The organism is Foetidibacter luteolus, from assembly GCF_009650435.1.
Classification (GTDB): Bacteria; Bacteroidota; Bacteroidia; order Chitinophagales; family Chitinophagaceae; genus Foetidibacter; species Foetidibacter luteolus.
In genome coordinates this window covers 195,776-214,514 of sequence record NZ_VVIP01000008.1, presented here as the reverse complement: position 1 = coordinate 214,514, position 18,739 = coordinate 195,776, and the positions used below count along the sequence as shown (strand labels likewise).

At 44.2% G+C, this 18,739-nt stretch carries 16 protein-coding genes; all 16 read right to left on the bottom strand.

What is annotated here, in order from left to right:
• Positions 1-122 precede the first annotated feature (122 nt).
• The 16 genes from ung to F0364_RS02710 all read right to left on the bottom strand — a co-directional run bounded on the left by ung (position 123) and on the right by F0364_RS02710 (position 18,667).
• Positions 123-800, bottom strand: a complete 678-nt coding sequence (gene ung, locus F0364_RS02785; protein ID WP_153796225.1) for a uracil-DNA glycosylase — start codon at positions 798-800, stop codon at positions 123-125.
• Between the two features lie 249 nt (positions 801-1,049).
• Positions 1,050-1,331, bottom strand: a complete 282-nt coding sequence (locus F0364_RS02780; protein WP_153796224.1) for a hypothetical protein — start codon at positions 1,329-1,331, stop codon at positions 1,050-1,052.
• Between the two features lie 113 nt (positions 1,332-1,444).
• Entirely contained in the window at positions 1,445-1,741 is a 297-nt protein-coding gene (locus F0364_RS02775) for a thiamine-binding protein (protein ID WP_153796223.1), read from the bottom strand.
• Positions 1,742-1,771: 30 nt separating this feature from the next.
• Positions 1,772-2,068: a DUF952 domain-containing protein gene (locus tag F0364_RS02770; RefSeq protein ID WP_153796222.1), complete on the bottom strand. Its 297-nt coding sequence runs from the start codon at positions 2,066-2,068 to the stop codon at positions 1,772-1,774.
• A gap of 20 nt (positions 2,069-2,088) precedes the next feature.
• Positions 2,089-3,144, bottom strand: a complete 1,056-nt coding sequence (locus F0364_RS02765) for a chorismate synthase (protein WP_153796221.1) — start codon at positions 3,142-3,144, stop codon at positions 2,089-2,091.
• 42 nt (positions 3,145-3,186) lie between these two features.
• A complete protein-coding gene (gene aroA / locus F0364_RS02760) occupies positions 3,187-4,482 on the bottom strand; it encodes a 3-phosphoshikimate 1-carboxyvinyltransferase (protein ID WP_153796220.1) in 1,296 nt (431 codons plus the stop codon).
• Between the two features lie 125 nt (positions 4,483-4,607).
• Positions 4,608-4,889, bottom strand: coding sequence for a hypothetical protein (locus F0364_RS02755; protein ID WP_153796219.1), 282 nt, complete (start codon positions 4,887-4,889; stop codon positions 4,608-4,610).
• A 257-nt stretch (positions 4,890-5,146) separates the two neighbouring features.
• Positions 5,147-5,311 carry a hypothetical protein gene (locus tag F0364_RS02750; RefSeq protein ID WP_153796218.1) on the bottom strand — a complete coding sequence of 55 codons (165 nt, stop codon included), beginning with the start codon at positions 5,309-5,311 and terminating at the stop codon, positions 5,147-5,149.
• A gap of 44 nt (positions 5,312-5,355) precedes the next feature.
• Entirely contained in the window at positions 5,356-6,381 is a 1,026-nt protein-coding gene (aroB, locus tag F0364_RS02745) for a 3-dehydroquinate synthase (RefSeq protein WP_153796217.1), read from the bottom strand.
• A gap of 154 nt (positions 6,382-6,535) precedes the next feature.
• On the bottom strand, positions 6,536-7,627 hold the full coding sequence (locus tag F0364_RS02740; RefSeq protein ID WP_153796216.1) for a chorismate mutase: 1,092 nt from the start codon (positions 7,625-7,627) through the stop codon (positions 6,536-6,538).
• A gap of 271 nt (positions 7,628-7,898) precedes the next feature.
• The gene (locus F0364_RS02735; protein WP_153796215.1) at positions 7,899-9,563 is read right to left on the bottom strand and encodes a DEAD/DEAH box helicase; all 1,665 of its coding nucleotides are present in this window, start codon (positions 9,561-9,563) and stop codon (positions 7,899-7,901) included.
• A 281-nt stretch (positions 9,564-9,844) separates the two neighbouring features.
• Positions 9,845-10,741, bottom strand: a complete 897-nt coding sequence (locus F0364_RS02730) for a prephenate dehydrogenase (protein WP_153796214.1) — start codon at positions 10,739-10,741, stop codon at positions 9,845-9,847.
• Positions 10,742-10,778: 37 nt separating this feature from the next.
• Positions 10,779-11,984, bottom strand: a complete 1,206-nt coding sequence (locus F0364_RS02725) for a pyridoxal phosphate-dependent aminotransferase (RefSeq protein WP_153796213.1) — start codon at positions 11,982-11,984, stop codon at positions 10,779-10,781.
• Positions 11,985-12,035: 51 nt separating this feature from the next.
• On the bottom strand, positions 12,036-12,872 hold the full coding sequence (locus F0364_RS02720) for a prephenate dehydratase (protein WP_153796212.1): 837 nt from the start codon (positions 12,870-12,872) through the stop codon (positions 12,036-12,038).
• Positions 12,873-13,302: 430 nt separating this feature from the next.
• Complete coding sequence (locus tag F0364_RS02715) at positions 13,303-15,714, bottom strand: ABC transporter permease (protein ID WP_153796211.1); 2,412 nt, start codon at positions 15,712-15,714, stop codon at positions 13,303-13,305.
• Positions 15,715-16,285: 571 nt separating this feature from the next.
• Positions 16,286-18,667, bottom strand: a complete 2,382-nt coding sequence (locus tag F0364_RS02710; protein ID WP_153796210.1) for an ABC transporter permease — start codon at positions 18,665-18,667, stop codon at positions 16,286-16,288.
• Positions 18,668-18,739 lie beyond the last annotated feature (72 nt).

The window sequence follows — 18,739 nt, the reverse complement described above, 5'->3', positions numbered from 1 at the left end:
GTAATAGCGGAAAGCCCGACCCCTTGCGCAGCTTGGGGGCACCCCCAAAAGCAAGTACGAAGTGTGAAGTACGAAGTACTTGTGATATGTATGATGTGTGATGTACGATGACACACCGGTTTCTATGCATCCAACCGCCAGTCAACAGGATCTTTCCCTTGCTTTACAAGATAATCGTTGGTTTTGCTGAAATGTTTGCACCCGAAAAATCCTTTATCCGCACTAAAGGGCGATGGGTGGGCGGCCTTTAAAACACGGTGTTTGGTTTCATCTATAAGTACCTGTTTCTGGTGCGCAAAACTCCCCCACAGCAGGAAAACAACAGCCTGCTTTTCATCAGAAACTTTTTTTATAACAGCATCTGTAAAGTTGTGCCAGCCGGTTTTTGAATGGCTGTTAGGATCTGCTTCGCGAACAGTTAGCGCAGCATTCAACAGCAACACCCCCTGTTTTGCCCAGGGAGTAAGATCGCCTGTTTTGGGGAAAGGCATACCCACATCATCATGCAATTCTTTAAAAATATTTACCAGCGATGGTGGGGGTTTTACGCCCGGCGGCACAGAAAACGACAAGCCCATTGCCTGCCCCTTACCATGATAAGGGTCCTGCCCGAGCAGCACTACTTTTACTTTGTTAAACGGGGTTTGCTCAAAGGCATTGAAAATAAGTGGTCCGGGCGGGTATATAATTTTTCCCTGAGACTTTTCAATCTTCAGGAAAGCTACTACCTGCTCAAAATAAGGTTTGGAAAATTCCTGCTGCAAGGCTTCCTTCCAACCCGGCTCTATCTTAACGTCCATAATTATTCATTTACCCAAAGCTAAAATAAACGAAATGGCAAAGCCTGAACACAGAATTTATACCCACTGTTTAATTAGCAGTGGCAGCAATTGCATTTATAACTGACAAGGAATTTTATGAGCCCGGCTATTGGAACAGGTATTAAGCATCGTTGCGTCGCACTCTTGTACGCCTTGCCCGCTATTCGCCAACGTGCAACGCCTGCCATCATTAAAACCTTATGTAAGTAAGGAGTAACTGTTGATAGCTCAATACCCGCTAAGGGAGATTTGCTTATTACACCAGCTAAGCAGGCTGTCTTCAACTATGGCAGGGTCGTTTTCATTTATCTGCCACTGGCCACTGTTATCATCTTTGTTAAGAAAGAAAGGCTGCAAACCTTTATCAGGATGCAGCAATACCACCAGGTAACGGCCTGTAGCGGCGTACTCGTCCCGTTCAACAATTACTTCAGGGTGAAAAGTGGCATACAATTTTTTATCGTCGTGTTCGTATTCACGGGTAAATATTCTTTCAGCGTAGGTTATCATAAGATTTATTTACAGGTTAACAATTGGTGTGTACCTATGCCCTGAAAATACCATACCACAATAAATAGCAAAAAAGCCCTGTTGACGTTTTGCTGCATTATAACTGGAAAAACTTATCTAAACTTTGCTGTTTTTTCTTCGGAAGTAATATTGCCCTCGTTACGGATGTGTACCTGCAGGTTGGTTAGCCATTCTGCGCAGCCGCGGCTGTACAGGTATTCGTTGATATTGAGGATAAGCTTCATGATTTCATCGTAATGACCTTCCAAAACCGTGGCAAAAGGGCCTACTTCGTACTTAATGCCAGACTGCTGAATGACAGCAATAGCTTCATCAACCCATTCGTAAGGATGTTTGTCGGTATCCACAGGAACTATCTGTAACGACGCGTTAATGATGTAGTTGTGCATAGCATTCTTTTAACAGGTTAGCGCAGAAAATTATAACCCTACCACCTCTGTTACCGCTTCCAGGTTTATCCTGCCGTATACATGTGGAAAAGATTCATTCATAGTTGGGGAAAAATCGTGCTGAAGGCGTTGATTTAATTTATCGGCGTCTATCACCAGTTTAACCAGGTTAGTTTTGCCGGCATAATATCTTTCCAGCACACCGCTTACCTGGTGATCGTGGCTGCAATGGATAAAACCTTCATCAGCCAGCGAAGCCGCTTCATAAAAGCCATTCTTTTGGGCTGCTTCCCAATCTGTTTGTGTAGTGATATGATAAATAATCATAACAGTGTTTTCTAACAGGTTTACTTGTTTGAAGTTATTATCCGGGGTATTCTTTGTTCCTGCAGCATTAAATCTGCAAGCACCATGGCCGTTACCGCTTCCAGCACCACGGGAACACGCAGCGCTATGCACAAATCATGACGCCCCTTGACGGAGAAACTTTCAACTTCATTGGTTTCCCAGTTCCAGGTTTGTTGCTCTTTTGGCGTAGAAGATGTTGGCTTAATAGCAACACGATATACCAGTTCATTGCCATTGGTAATGCCACCAACAATGCCGCCGGCATGATTGGTTTTTGTTTTACCACTGGCGTCTTCAATGGCATCATTATGTTCTACGCCAAACATTCTTGCCGCTGCAAAACCTGTTCCGAACTCTACACCACGCACGGCAGGTATGGCGAACGCCGCATGGGCAAGCAGGGATTCGGCGCTGTCAAAAAAAGGCTCACCCAAACCAATAGGTAAGCCGCTTACACGGCATTCAACGATGCCGCCGATAGAATCTTTGGCGTCAATGGCTTTTTGAAGGCCTTTTTCCAGGTCGGCTTCGCCACCAATTTCGAGGATGGAGGCTTTTATGGAGATTTTATTGACCTCACCCCCTACCCCCCTCTCCTGTGGAGAGGGGTTGGGGGTGAGGTCTAACAACTTCTTTGCAATAACCCCCACCGCCACCAAACAAACTGTCAACCTTCCGCTAAAATGCCCGCCGCCACGGTAATCTTCAAAGCCTCCAAACTTTTTGCTGGCAACAAAATCTGCATGTCCCGGCCTTGGCACCGCACGTTGCTTTTGGTAATCGCCGGAGCGGGTATTGTTGTTTTCGAATAATATGGTAATGGGTGCGCCGGTAGTGGTGTTGTTAAAAATGCCACTTTTAAAAATGGGCAGGTCAGATTCCTGTCTGGGTGTGGTACCTTTTTGCGTGCCGCCTTTTCTTCTTTCTATGTCTTCTAAAAAATCTTCCACACTTAAAGGCAGACCTGCAGGCACGCCGTCTATATTAATGCCGGCACTTTCACCATGCGATTCGCCGAATATGTTTACCCTTAAAAAACGTCCGAATGAATTCATAAGACCCCTAGCCCCTGAAAGGGGAGTTTAGTTAACTAATTTTTAGACCGCTTTCACTGATGTGTTCTCAACGCTTACCGTTGCCCCCAAACTTTGTATATGTTCGTAAAAGTTAGGATACGATTTGCTTACAGCCCCGGCTTCTTCAATTACCGTTTCTCCTTCTGCTTTTAAGGCTGCTACCGCACAAGCCATGGCAATGCGGTGATCGTGGCGGGAATGTACCGTTGCTCCTTTAACACCTGTACCACCTTTAATCAGCATCAGGTTATCCTGCAGGGTTATCTCAATTCCCAGCTTTGCAAATTCTTCCTGTAAGGTTAAAGCTCGGTTGCTTTCCTTATGTGTAAGGCGGTTTACGCCTTCAATAACTGTAGTGCCCTTACAATACGCGGCCAATGCCACCAACGGTGGGAACAAATCAGGGCAATCTGTAGCATCAAACTGGAAAGCTTTTAAATCGCCCGGCGCTATCTCTATTTCGTCGGACTGAATGGAAATTTTGCTTCCACAATCCATCAATGCCGTCAATACTGCTTTATCCGCCTGGGTAGAAGTTACATCCAAACCCCTGACAACAATATTACCCGCAATGGCACCGGCCACCAATAAAAAAGCACCGCCACTCCAATCTCCTTCAACAGTATAGTCAACAAAAGTAGCCTGCGTGTTAGACGTCTCTAATCCAAAATAAAACTGTTCGTAATTAATATTTTCAGGAGCTTTCAAGCCATAAGCCTCCATTACTTTTAAGGTAAGGTCAACATAAGGCTTACTCTTCAGGTTGGTAACGGTAATAGTCACATCTTTCGCATCGCTTGCGGCGTATGCCATCAAAAGCCCTGTTAAAAATTGTGAGCTTAAAGAGCCATCAATCGTAATATTCTTTGGCTGTAAAGGGCCTTTTAATTTCAGGGGCAGCTTACCACTGTTAGAGCTTACTTCCACATCCAGTTGTGGCAACACTTCATCAAAAAAATCCATCGGCCTGGTTAGTAAACTTCCTTCGCCGTTAATGGTAATTTCACTATCATTCAAAGCTACCAGTGGTGCAAACATTCTTATACCCAAACCACTTTCACCACAGTTAACTTCATTGGTAGCGGCGTTAACACCATTGCTGGTTACTTTCAAGTCGCCATTCTCCATTTCCCAATCAGCACCCAATGCTTTAATAACCCCTAACGCTGCTTTATCATCATTAGAAATACCGGGGTTATGTATTAAGGTTTCCCCCTTTCTTACCAAAGCCGCGGCACATGCACGTTGCATAGAGCTTTTTGAAGCCGGGGCAGTAATTGTACCACTAAGTGAGGACGGTTGTATTGTTGCAATCATTTGAAAATTTCTTTTAGAAATTTTTGAGAATATTTTTTTTGATACCGGCAAATGTTTTCATGGCATCGCCTGTTGCGTCGCAATCCGTTCATCTGTGGAATATATGGCGACTGTTTTACTTAAAATCAATCAGCACTAAGATCATCGTATAATTCAACAAACATATCAATTATACAGGTAGCCCGTTCTTCAATATCTTCATTTTCCAGGTTTACCAATAACACCGCACTATTTTTCTCACTGAAATACCTTTTAAACTCATAAGGGCTAAGATAGATATCCATCACATATTCATAGATACGATACCGTTGCGTTAATGCTTTATCTTCAACAAAATTGGAAGCAATTGTGTTCGCCCCGATATATGCAAAAGAAGCTGTCGGGTTTCTCTCAAGTAACCAAAGCATGACATTTACACATGTTCTTATAATTGGCGCAAAATTGAAATCATTTAAAACAAGGTTGAACCTGTGTTTATCATTTTTTCTGTCTGCCGGAAAAAATTTTACCGCGAATACATTAAACTTATACTCTTCTGCTACTATAATGTATCGTCTGTTATCAGTTCTAAACTGAAAGACATATTCGGAATGTAAATAATCCGAATCTTTAGGAGTTCTTTGAATAAGAGAGAAAGGGTAGTACGAATTAAACATGAAATCTTCTAAACAAGGAATTTGTAGGCAGTATTTCTGCGCTTCATTATCTCTTCAGCAGAAACAGTATCGGCTGTATATTTTTTGCCGTTTTTTTCTATTGTTATAGAGGATGAAACTTTGGCCTTTTCAGCCTTCTTAACATATTTTTTCTTTTTTGCTGCAGTTTCCATACCTGTAAATTTAATTCATTTTCCGCAACCGTAATTATTCATGTTTACTTCGACAATTGCTCCAATACCGGCTGTATATCCCTTGATGTTAATGGTTTCACAACCCCCTTCCCTATCTTCTCCAACAGTACATAATGTATCACATCCCTTATTCTTTTCTTATCAGACTGCATTACTTCCAATGCTTTGGCAACATCAAACTTGGCAAAAGCGGGCAGGCCATACTTTACAATCAGGGCTGCAATTTTTTCCGCCCCTTTAAGCCTGGTAAAGTTTACGCTTAAGTATGCTGCAACTACCATTCCAATTGAAACCGCATGCCCATGCGACAACTGGTAAGTATTCTCAATGGCATGGCCCAATGTATGACCATAGTTCAACAGTTTTCTATCTCCCTGTTCAAATTCATCCTGCTGCACTACTTTACTTTTTAGCAGTGCGTTGCGCTGGATGATTTTATTCAACAGGCTTTTATCCTTTTGAAAATCAGTTAGTTTATGCTCCTCCAACAACTTAAACATGGCCGCATCTTTAATACACGCATGTTTTATTACTTCTGCAAAGCCATTTATCCATTCTTCCCTGGGCAACGATTTCAGCAGGCTGTAGTCATATAACAAAAAATCCGGCTGGCGTATAATGCCTACCATGTTCTTGTAAACCCCCACATCAATACCGTTCTTTCCACCAATAGATGCATCTACCATAGCAAGAATAGAAGTTGGTATAAAACCAAACTTAATGCCACGCATGTAAATGCTGGCTACATATCCCGTCATGTCTGTTACCACACCGCCGCCAACACCAACCAATACAGATTTACGGTCTGCGCCAAAACCGATTAATTGATCAATAATGGAATCCACGGTTGCCTGTACCTTGTACTGCTCCCCCGGTTTTAATACAATGGTGTTCCAGCCTTTGAATTTTTTCTGGTTTTTACTGAAAACATTTTCATCTGTAACAACAACGGTATTATCTTTTGAGGTAAGCTTTTCAAGATGCTCAAAAGAAGCATCAAAGTAAAAGGAGGTAGATGCTTTTGAAAACTGGATGATTTTTTTTGTCATTTCACGCAAAGCCGCGAAGGCGCAAAGTTTTTATCCAACTACAATCATAGGCACAAGAAGAATATAACTATTACTCTTTCTGCCTTGTGCCTATGCTATTCAAATCTTCTAAAGAGCTTTATTCCGATACCTACTCACCATTCACCATTCACCACTACGAATTCATAATCTTATTCTGATGATTGATACTTTCCATGTGTACCGCATCAAAATATTTTGTGATGAATTCTTTGCTCAGGCCTTGTTTATCACCCTGGGCAAATGCACGTTCCAGTATTTCGTTCCAGCGGTTGGTTTGCAGGATGGTAATATTGTTGTCTTTTTTGTACTGGCCAATCTTTTCAGAAATGCGCATGCGCTGCCCGAGTATCTGCATCAGCTCATCATCAAGGTGGTTGATTTGCTGGCGCAGTTTTTCCAATGCGGCGTGGTATTCGGCAGATGCAACATCTTCTTTTCTCCAGCGGATGGCAGTTAACATTTCAGCCAGGCGCTCAGGTGTGATTTGTTGCTTGGCGTCACTCCATGCTTTATCCGGGTCAATATGGCTTTCTATTATTAAACCATCAAAATCAAGGTCAATTGCTTTTTGGGCAACATCCTGCAAAATGTCACGACGACCGCAGATATGAGAGGGGTCGTTAATCATCATCAAACCCGGGTTACGGCGCTTCATTTCAATCGCAAGATGCCACATGGGCGCATTGCGGTATTCTGTATTGCCGTAAGAACTAAAGCCGCGGTGTATTAAACCAATCTGGTTTATACCTGCTTTGGCTACACGCTCAACAGCGCCTATCCACAATTCCAAATCTGGATTGATGGGGTTTTTAATTAAAACCGGCACATCAACACCACGCAATGCATCGGCAACTTCCTGTACGCTAAACGGGTTAACGGTGGTACGTGCACCAATCCACAATACATCCACGTCAAAATGCAGCGCATCTTCTACCTGCTTTGCCGTTGCCACTTCTACGGCATTGGGAATACCGGTAATCTTTTTAGCGGCCTGCAGCCATGGTAAGCCTTTTGTACCGATACCTTCAAAACTACCGGGACGTGTACGCGGTTTCCAGATGCCGGCACGCATAATATCTACTTTACCGGTCTTGTGCAATCGTGTAGCAGTTTCCAATACCTGCTCCTCTGTTTCCGCACTGCATGGTCCGGATATGATCAATGGGCGTTTGCTCCATTTTTCCTGCACCAACTGTTTGTTGGCGGCTGTTTCTGTGGCTTGCATATATCAGTGATTATAATGATTATCTATGATTAACTGTTTGTTGATAAAAGTTTTGTTACGCTGCTGCACCTTGCTGAATAGAATATCCAACCGTACAAGAGTGCGACGCAACGATGCTTAATTATTGTTCTACTGCCGGGCCCATAAAGAATTCGTGAATGGTGAATGGTCAATGGTGAGTAGCGAGCAGTAACAACTGCTAAGTTTTCACATTCTCACATTCAACATTCTCAAAGAACTTACCCAAACGCACCTTTAGGGGTTGTGGGTATTACCTGCTGTTGGCATCATTCATCCTTATCCTTCTGCCCTTGAAATTTTTGCCATCAATCGCTTTTATCATTTGATTGGCAGCACGTTTGTCAATTTCTATCCAGCTATTCATTTCCTTCATGTCTATGCGGCCGAGAACGTCTTTACTTAAATCGCTCATATCCAAAATAAACTGGAGGAAGCTGGCCTTGTAAAAACCGTCTTTTGTACCCAGGTTTACAAACAGCCTTGCAAAGTCGCCATTGCTTTCACGCCTGTTGCGGTAATCGCCACGGCTGTCACCCCTTCTGTCCTGTCCCCTGGCGCCCTGCTGATCTCTCCTGTCGCGGCGTTCATCACGGGCATTCAGGTCACCGGCATTTTCATAATACTTTAAAAAGCGGTCAAATTCCATGGCAGCCACTCGTTTCAGCACCTCTTCCTTGCTCACATCTGCAAACCTTTCTTCCAATAAAGGAACATAGGTTTCATAATCGCCATGCGTAATATCAGCCTGCAACAGCTTTTCCATAAAGAAGAAAAATTGTTTACGGCAAACATCTTTTCCGCTGGGTATTTCCAGCTTATGAAAGGGAGTTTGTACAATTTGCTGTATTTGCTTAAGGCGGTACAATTCACGTGTATGCACGATGCTCATACATATACCTGTGGCGCCGGCCCGACCGGTACGGCCGCTACGGTGGGTGTACACTTCCACATCATCAGGCAGTTCGTAATTTATAACGTGTGTAATGTCTTTAACGTCTATGCCTCTTGCAGCCACATCAGTAGCTATCAATAACTGCAAACTTTTTTCGCGGAACTGGCCCATCACTTTGTCACGCTGCTGTTGGGTTAAATCGCCATGCAGCGCATCAATGTCGTAACCTTCACGGGTAAGTTTTTCTGCTATATCCTGTGCATCAACCTTGGTACGCGTAAAAATGATACCGTAAATGCCCGGATTAAAATCAATTAATCTTTTTAAAGCATCGTAACGGTGCTGGGCGGAAGTAACATAGTACTGGTGGTCTATGTTTTTGTTGGCTGTATTCACCTTACCAACTGTCACCTCAACCGGTTCGTTCATGTAGCGTTTGCTTACCTTACGAATCTCCGGCGGCATAGTTGCACTAAAGAGCCATGTGCTTTCGCGGCTGGGCGTATTCTTCAGGATGAATTCTATATCATCCTGGAAACCCATGTTCAGCATTTCATCCGCTTCATCCAATACAACGTATTGAATTTGTTCCAGGTTAATGGCCTTACGTTCAATAAGGTCAATTAACCTGCCCGGTGTTGCCACTACAATCTGAACGCCTCTTTTCAAATCCCTGATCTGTAGCCCGATGGATGCGCCGCCATATACGGCCACCACATGCACGCCACGTATATGTTTCTTAAAAAGTTCAATTTCGTTTACAATCTGCAGGCAAAGCTCCCTTGTAGGGCAAACCACCAATGCCTGCGGATATTTTTTCTCCGCATCAATCAACTGCAACAGCGGTAAACCAAAAGCCGCCGTTTTGCCCGTGCCTGTTTGTGCCAGGCCAATTAAATCCTTAGTGCCGCTTAACAATACCGGAATAGCCTTTTCCTGTATTGCCGTAGGATTAACAAAGCCCAATTCGCTGGTAGCCTTTACCAATCGCTCCTCTAATCCTAATTCTTCAAATGTTATCATTACTTTTAAAAATTTGCCGCAAAGGTAACCATGATTGCCCACGATTACACCCCGATTTTGCCGATTCTACTGATTATTTAGGTTAATTCCACCTGTTTTACACAGCATTTTGCTATGTTACTGTTCTTTTTATGTTACCAGCTTTGGTTTTTTCATGGCATCGCCGGTTGTGTCACTCACTTCAACGTTCCGAACGCTGACCTCGATTTTAGACTGATTTAGCTGATTCTCCTGAATCTATAAACTCAAGATTCCTGGCTACTAACCATGGGTAACTACAGTTATTTGATGATCTTCCGGATTTTATTCGCATTCTCAATTAATTCCTGCAGGTATTCGGTATTCTCCTTTTCCAAACAAGCTTTGAATTTTCTTAGCTGCGATATATGCTCGTTCAGCACATCCAATACATTCTCCCTGTTCTGCATAAAGACCGGCACCCACATGGCCGGGTTACTTTTTGCCAAACGTACGGTACTTTCAAAACCCGCACTGGCCAGTTCGAAAATAGCATCCTCCTCCTTTTCTTTTTCCAGTACCGTATTGGCCAACGCGAATGATGTGATGTGCGATATATGGCTTACATACGCCACGTGTACATCGTGGTCGGCGGCGTTCATATACACCAGGTACATGCCCAGCGTGCGGTATAATTTTTCAATAAGCTCCACAGCATCGGCGTCACTTTCATGTTTGTTGCAGATAACATTGGCCTTGCCTGCAAAGGCGCCTTTTACGGCTGCTTCAGGCCCGCTATACTCCGTACCCCACATAGGGTGCGTGGCTACAAAACGCCCCCGTTTAGGATGTCCGCTTACAATTTCTATTAATCCTTGCTTGGTAGAACCTACATCAATCACCACCTGCCTGTCTATTTTATTTAATATACCAGGCAATACTTCCATACAAACGCCTACCGGTACAGACAGGATAATAATGTCGCTTTGGGTTATAGCTTCTTCCATGTTCCATACTTCATCCACTAACCCTAACTGCAACGCTTTCTGGCGGTGTGTTTCACTTTTTTCCACACCTATCACTTTACCGGCAAAGCCTTTTTCTTTCAGGGCCAACGCCATTGAACCGCCAATAAGGCCCACACCCACCACGGTAACGGTATATTTTTTTGTATCGCCCATTGATTCCTGCTCTGTTGAATTCGTATTGGTATTTTCCATTGGATTTTTTTATTGGTGATTCTTCATAGTTGCTATCTTATGCCGGTGTAATTTCCCTTGCCTTTTTTATCCTGGCAATGGCTTCTTCAAACCTTTCCACACTTCCACACAAGCTAACTCTTATGTACCCATTGCCACCGCTGCCAAATATGCCCCCCGGCGTTATAAATACATTGCTGTTGTACAATACATCATCACTTACTGAATAACCATCCTTGTATCCTTCCGGTATCTTTGCCCACATAAACATACCTGCCTGGTTTTTGGAATAGGTACAGTGTAATGTATCCAGCAGTTCATACACTTTTTCCCTTCTTGCACGGTAGGTGGCATTAACGCTGTTATACCAGTCTTTGCCGAGGCCTAATGCTTTTGCTGCCGCCAGTTGTACAGGTAAAAACATTCCGCTATCCATATTGCTTTTAAACCTCAGTACCTCGTTTACCCTTTCCTGCGCACCGCACAATACACCTACCCGCCAGCCGGCCATGTTTTGAGATTTACTTAAAGAATTCAACTCAATCACCACATCTTTAGCGCCATCAAAAGCCAATAAGCTTACAGGGTTATCATTCAGTATAAAGCTGTATGGGTTATCGTGACAAACCAGTATTGAATGCTTTTTGGCAAAGGCTATCAACTGCTCGTACATTGCACCTGAAGGCAACTGCCCCGTAGGCATGTGCGGGTAGTTTACCCACATCAGTTTTACTTTACCCAGGTCTGATTTTTCCAATGCCTCAAAATCAGGATAATAATTATTCTCTTCCTTTAATTCATAATCCACGCAAACACCGCCAGCAAGCTTAACAGCACTGCGATAAGTGGGGTAGCCGGGATTGGGCACCAGTACTTCATCGCCTTCGTTCAAATAGGTCATGCAGATGTGCATGATGCCTTCCTTGCTGCCAATCAGGGGAAGTATCTCCGTATCCGGGTTCAGCGTTACACCGTACCAGGTTTGATACCAGTCAGCAAAAGCCTTACGTAATACCGGGGAACCTTTGTAGTTCTGGTAAGCATGAACATTGGGTTTCGCACTTTCATCCTGCAGCACTTTGATTACATCAGGGTGCGGCGGCAAATCAGGGCTGCCAATGCCAAGATTTATGATGTTTTTCCCCTGCTTGTTCAGTTCATCAATCTCCCTTAATTTTTGAGAGAAATAGTACTCACCGATTCCGTCAAGCCGTTTTGCTGTGATACCCCCCGCCCTAAAGGGGGCCTGGCTGTTTATGTTCATAATTCCTTTTTATATACTTAAAACTTATTCTTGGATTCACTAAACTTCCCTTTAGGGGTTGGGGGTTTTGCCGTTTTTATACACCCCATACACTTTCACTTCTTCCGTTAACGGCTTAATATCATCAATCACTTTGTCAAATTGCGCCAGTGTCTCAAACTCCATGTCTGCGTGAAAACTATACCGCCAGTCACTGCCGGGTATGGGAAAGCTTTGCAGTTTGCTCAGGTTTATGCCGCCATCAGCTATAGCGGTAAGCACTTTAGCCAGGCTGCCCCTTGAATGGTCTGTGTGAAAATTAACAGATGCCTTATTAGCGCCTTCTACTTTAACCGCGGCTTCTTCCCTTTGCAGTATTAAAAACCGGGTATAGTTGTTTTTCATCGTGTGAATATTAGGCCCAATCACTTCGAGGCTAAACAACTCAGCGGCAAGCTTGCTGGCAATGGCGGCTATATGTTTGCTTTTATGCTGGTGTATGTGTTTGGCGCTTAAAGCGGTGTCTTCTGTTTCAACAAGTTTCCAGTTAAACTTATCCAGGTATTGCAGGCATTGCTGAATAGCCATGTAGTGAGAATGTACCTCCCGTATATCTTCCAGTTTAACGCCGGGGTTAACCAACAGGTTTTGGCTAATCTGCAGGTACACTTCTCCAACAATTTTCAGTTTGCTTTTTTGCAGCAGGTTATAGTTGGGAAGAATGCTGCCGGCTATAGAATTTTCAATGGCCATCACGCCGCCATCGCTTTCTTTTTTACTGGAAGCAATTTTTATCACTTCCCTAAAAGTAGCGCAGGGTATCACTTCTGTATTTTTTCCAAAGTATTGCCGCGCCGCAACCTGGTGAAAACTGCCTTCATAACCCTGGATAGAAACTTTAATGCTCATCCGATCTTTTCGTTTACATCCTTCTAAGGGGATGGGTAAAAAAAAGTCCCGGCTTGTTAGCCGGGACCGTATTGCTGATTGTTAGTTTACTTACATCTTTGCAAACACTACCCGGCTTTTGCTTCTAAAGTAAAAGAAAAAGAAATAAAACGCAGAGTATGTGTTACTGAATAATTTCATTGCGTGCCAAAGATAATTACTCAGCATTATGTTCCAAATTTTTTTGAACATCAATAAACGAATGTTAGTTTAAAATATTAAATGTGCCCGGCAAGGGAAATTCATTTAGGGGGTGCCCCCAAGCTATCGCAAGGGGTCGGGCTTTCCGCTATTACTCCGGCGCAAAAGCCCTGCGGCGATGGCCTCACCGGGGTAACCGCTGCAATCCCTCACCCATGGGTGACAACTGTTGTTATCTTATCAAACCACCTTATTCCGTTCTTAAACTTTTTACCGGGTTGCTAATGGCAGCTTTTATTGCCTGGAAGCCTACCGTTGCCAACGCAATAAGCACGGCTATAATTCCAGCCACCAGGAATATCCACCAGCTTATGTTAATGCGGTAGGCAAAATCCTGCAGCCATTTGTATACGGCAAACCATGCCAAAGGCCAGGCGATAAGATTGGCTATAACCACAAGCCGCACAAAATCCCGGGACAGCATGCCTACGATATTCTGCACAGAAGCACCCAATACTTTGCGTATCCCTATTTCCTTCACCCTTCTTTCTGCCGAATAAGAAGCCAGCCCAAACAAACCCAGGCAGGAAATAATTACGGCCAGTGTGGCCAGTACCCCTACAATTTCGCTCACTGCTTTGTCTGCCCGGTAAAGCTCTTCAAAATGCTCGTCAAGAAAAGAATATTCAAAAGGATGGTCGGCGGCCAAACGCTTCCATACGCTTTCTACATAGGTGATGGCTTCTCCGGCTTTTGCGGCGTTGATACGTACGGATATTTCGCTAAAGCCCCAGTCTTTTTGGCAAAGTATGCTCAGCGTTTCTATTTTATGGTGCAGGGAGTTGAAGTTGAAATCTTTTGCTACCCCCACAATGGTGCCCGCTGAATCCATACCACCAAAGCCATAATGCCTGCCCAACAAACTTTCATACTTTGCTTTTGGATTGCCCTTTAAAAGTTCTTTGGCCATTGTTTCATTAACAATGTATGCCTTGGCATTATCCGTAGCATAATCTTTTGAAAAATTCCTGCCGGCCACCAGTGGAATTTTATATAGCGTCAGGTAGTCATAGTCAACCACCACCTGGGATGTGGTCAGCTCACGTGCCGGCCCATCTCCGTGAAATACTACCCCCGTTTGGTGCAGGTTGTTGCCCAGTGTTTGCTGAGAGGCAGACACAGCGGTAACCAGGCTGCTTTTTTGAAACTCCTGTTTAAAGGATTCATATTTCTGCGATGTTGCCCTGTCCAGCGGTATTATCATTACCTGCTCCCGGTTAAAACCTGCGTCTTTATTCTGCATATACCTTAATTGCCTTACCGCAAATACAGTTGAGATGATGAGGAAAACAGCACCGGTAAACTGCCCCACTACCAACACGTTTCTCAACAGGCTTTTGTTCTTTCCTGTTTGTACCGAGCCTTTAAGCACTTTAATGGGTTTGAAGGAGGACAAATACGCGGCTGGATAAAGCCCTGCAACCAGCCCTACCAACAAAGCCGCTGCTATAATAACCGCTAATGTTGCAAAATTGCTGAACAATGGCAGGTCAAGCTGCCGTTGGCTAAGGTTGTTAACCGAGGGTAAAAACAATTTAACCATTGTAACAGCCAGTACCAGGGCAATCAGCGCCAGCAAAACAGATTCGCCGATAAACTGTACAGCCAGTTGCAGCCGTTCAGCGCCAATGGTTTTTCTTATACCTACTTCTTTGGCCCTTTCGGCGGAACGGGCGGTTGACAGGTTCATGAAGTTAATGCAGGCTATCAGCAGTATAATAAAGGCAATGATGGAAAACACATACGTGTACTGGCTGTCAAACTTTTGATAGTTGTTATAATCATGGGTAATGGTACCGGATTTGGCATGTACATCTTTCAACGACTGCAGAAAAAGTTCATAATGCTTCCAGTTTTCGCCTTCTGCCATGTGCCTTTTCAGGTAATCCGGAAATTTCTTTTCCATCGCGGCTATGTTGGTATTTGGCGCCAGTTCAAGGTAGGTTACCAGCCAGTTGCCACCCCAGTTGTTCATAAACTCCGGCCTTGCAATTGTGCTGAATGATGCTAATCCGTCAAACTGCAGGTGAGAATTCTCCGGCACATTTTCAAGAATGCCGGTAATGGTAAAGGGTGTTGTATCCCCCACGTAACGCACCACAGTTTTACCCATCGGGTCTTCTTTGCCAAACAGTTTTTCTGCGCTTTCTACGGTTAGCAGCATGCTGTTGGGCTTTTGCAAAGCCGTTGCCCGGTTACCTTTCAGTAATTTAAAATCGAATATTTCCAAAAAGGTAGAATCAACCAGGTTTATAGACGGAAAGAAAATCTTTTTATCCTTGTAAGTAAGGTCAACCTTGCTGTTGCTGCGCACCCTCGTAAAGTTGCGTACTTCAGGAAATTCAGCTTTCAGCGTAGGCCCCATCGGGTACATGGACAATGCCACATTCTGCGGCGCCACCATACCCTCAAACTTTTGCACTTCATCAAGCCGGTAAATATTCTTACTATGCAGGCTGTCAAAACTTTTTTCGTAAAAAACAAACAGCATGATGATGATACAGGCAGCCATACCTATGGCCAGGCCGGCAATATTAATGGCCGATGAAAACCGGTTCTTCCAAAGGTTACGCCATGCTGTTTTGAAATAATTTTTAAACATGCTCGTGTTGTTTAGTTGTTCAATGTTTAATGTTCAAGGTGGCTGTTTTTGGTTTTATTGCCTACCGTTATTATTATCGGCATGTACCGTTTTTCCGGTGTTAGCTAATTTATCTTTTACCTCAATTAAGGCCGCAATATTTATGATACCAGCTATTGCCTTTCATGGTATCGCCTGTTGCGTCGCAATCCTTTCATCGCCCGGTTCTATGGGCGGCTTTTCAGACCCGGGTAGAAAAAGCAACCTTACTTTATCAAGTCTGAGACTTGATGCATAAGGCTGCGAAGTCTGGAGACTTTGCAGAGCGGAACCAACTTGGAACTTTGAACAAAAGAACTTTGAACAACCGAAACCTGCTGCACATTGCCGCGTAGCGAACAAGGCGTACAAGAGTGCGACGCAAGTAAAGCCTCATATTTGTTCCTGCCGCCGGGTACAAAAAAGTCATTGAGTCAAAAAGACAAGTAGTCATTGAGTTAAAAGACAAAAAAGTCATTAAGCCACAAAGACAAGTAGCCAGAAAAAGTAACGTGGCCCAATCTCTACACGGTTCGGATGGGGCAACGTATTGCTACTCACTCCTTAAACTTTTTACCGGGCTTGTAACTGCCGCTTTAATTGCCTGGAAGCTAATAGTTGCCAGGGCTATAACCACAGCCAGCACGCCTGCGGCCAGGAACACCCACCAGCTTAAATTGCTGCGGTAAGCAAAGTCCTGCAGCCATTTGTACATAAAGTAACCGGCAACAGGCCCCGCGATAAAGAAGGACACCAATACCAGCTTCAGAAAATCTTTGGACAACAGGCCTACTATATTAGCCACTGATGCACCCATTACTTTACGCACACCTATTTCTTTGGTACGCTGTATGGTACTGTAACTGGCCAGGCCAAGTAAACCAAGGCATGATATAAAGATGGCCAACACGGCAAAGTTTAGGAACAGGTTGCCAAAGCGCACTTCGCTGCGGTATTGTTTATCAAAAAATTCATCCAGGAAAAAATAATCGAACGGCCGGTTGGGGATGGTTGTTTTCCATTTGTTTTCTATCGCCTTTAGGGTAGCCGGTAAGTTGGCGGAGCTGACATTAACAGAAACAAGGTTGCAGGCATCCAGCTCAATGCGCATACTTAATGGCTTAATTTCCTGCTGCAGTGAGCGGAAGTGAAAGTTTTTCATTACGCCAATTATCTTGCCCTCCCGCCCCCACTGTTTAAAGCGTTTACCAATTGCCTGCTCGGGGGAGCTATAGCCAAACATTTTAATAGCAGCTTCGTTTAAAATCATGGCCTGCGTAGTGTCGGTCTTAAAATCGCCCTGGAAAGGCCGGCCCGCCAGCATCTTTATTTTGTACTGCGGTATGTAATCAAAGCTTACAAAATATAAATCAAGGTTAGCAATCTGCAACTCCCCTTTTTTGTTCTCTACCTCGGAGTAAGCGCCCGGGTTACCACCGCCGGGCACACTGCCGGATAGCGCCACTGACTTAACATTGGGGATACTCTTTAAAGACTGTACAAACGCATTTTTCGCGGGGTCTCCATTGGTATCCAAAATAAGTACCTGGTCTTTGCTGAAACCAAGATCCTGGTTGCGCATGTACTTCATTTGATTATACACTACCAGGGTGGCGATAATTAAAGCAATGGAGATGGTGAACTGCGCCACCACCAGCCCCTTGCGCAACAAAATTCCTTTTGTACCAGTAGCAAAGCGCCCCTTTAATACTACTACGGGCTTAAAGGAAGACAATACCAATGCGGGGTAAAAACCAGCCAGTAAGCCTATACCAACTGCGGCAAGAAATAGTATAAGCACATAGAAAGGGTGCGAGAAAATGCCATCGCTTACCTGCTTGCCTGCCAGGTTGTTGAACAATGGTAACAGAATTGCGGCCAGTATAACGGATAACACAAATGCGATAAGGCATAGTATGACCGACTCGCCTATAAACTGCCTTGTTAACTGCGACTTTGCCGCCCCCACTACTTTTCTTATGCCCACTTCCTTAGCCCTTTCTGCCGAACGGGCGGTAGTAAGGTTTACAAAATTGATGCAGGCTATAAGCAATATAAACACAGCGATGATGGAGAATATGTAAACATTATTGATATTGCCGCTATTGCTGCCATCTCTTGTTGAATGCAGGTACACATCCCGCAGCTTCTCCAGGAAGAGCGTGGGGTACATTTGCAGCTCTTTCATTTCCTTGCCATTGCGGGCTTCCAGGAAAGCGGGGAATTTTGCCTCCAGGTTTTTAGCGGTGGTATGCGGCTTAAGCAGCAGGTAAGCCCTTGGGCCGTAGTTGCCCCATTGGCTATCCAGGCTGCGGTTAAACTTGCCGGTAATAGTGCTCATGCTCAAAAACACATCGGCTTTTATCTGCGAGTTTTCGGGAATGTCTTTCATTACCCCGGTAACTTTTGCTGGCAACGCGTCGCCGGTAACCAACAGCGTTTGGCCCATGGGGTCTGTATTGCCGAAATACTTTTTTGCAGCAGATTCAGAAAACACAATGCTCAACTCATCCCGCAATGCTGTTTTGGGGTTGCCTTTTAGCAGCTTAAAATCAAAAATGTTGAACAATGCAGAGTCTGCCCAAACAGCATCTTTCTGCTGAAACTTAATATCGCCCTTGCGCATTAATACTTCATCGCCCAGAATCCTTGTAAATGCTTCCACTTCGGGAAAAGCATCTTTTGCATTGGGCGGTACTGCCCATGCCGGGCCACCGGCATTAAGCGTTTCCGTAGGCGTTTTAATATCGCATACCACCCGGTAAATGCGGTCTGCCTTGCTGTTGAAAGCATCGTAGCTCAACTCAAATTTTACGTACAGGAAAATCAGAAAGCAGGCCGTCATGCCTACTGTTAGCCCAAGGATATTAATAAAAGAAAAAACCCTGTGGCGCCACAGGTTGCGAAAGGCAATTCTGAAATAATTCTTTAGCATGTTACCGGGTTTGTTTACTGTTTTTATTGGTTCTTAAACAGGGCAATGGAGGGTTTTTTATTCAGCAATTCA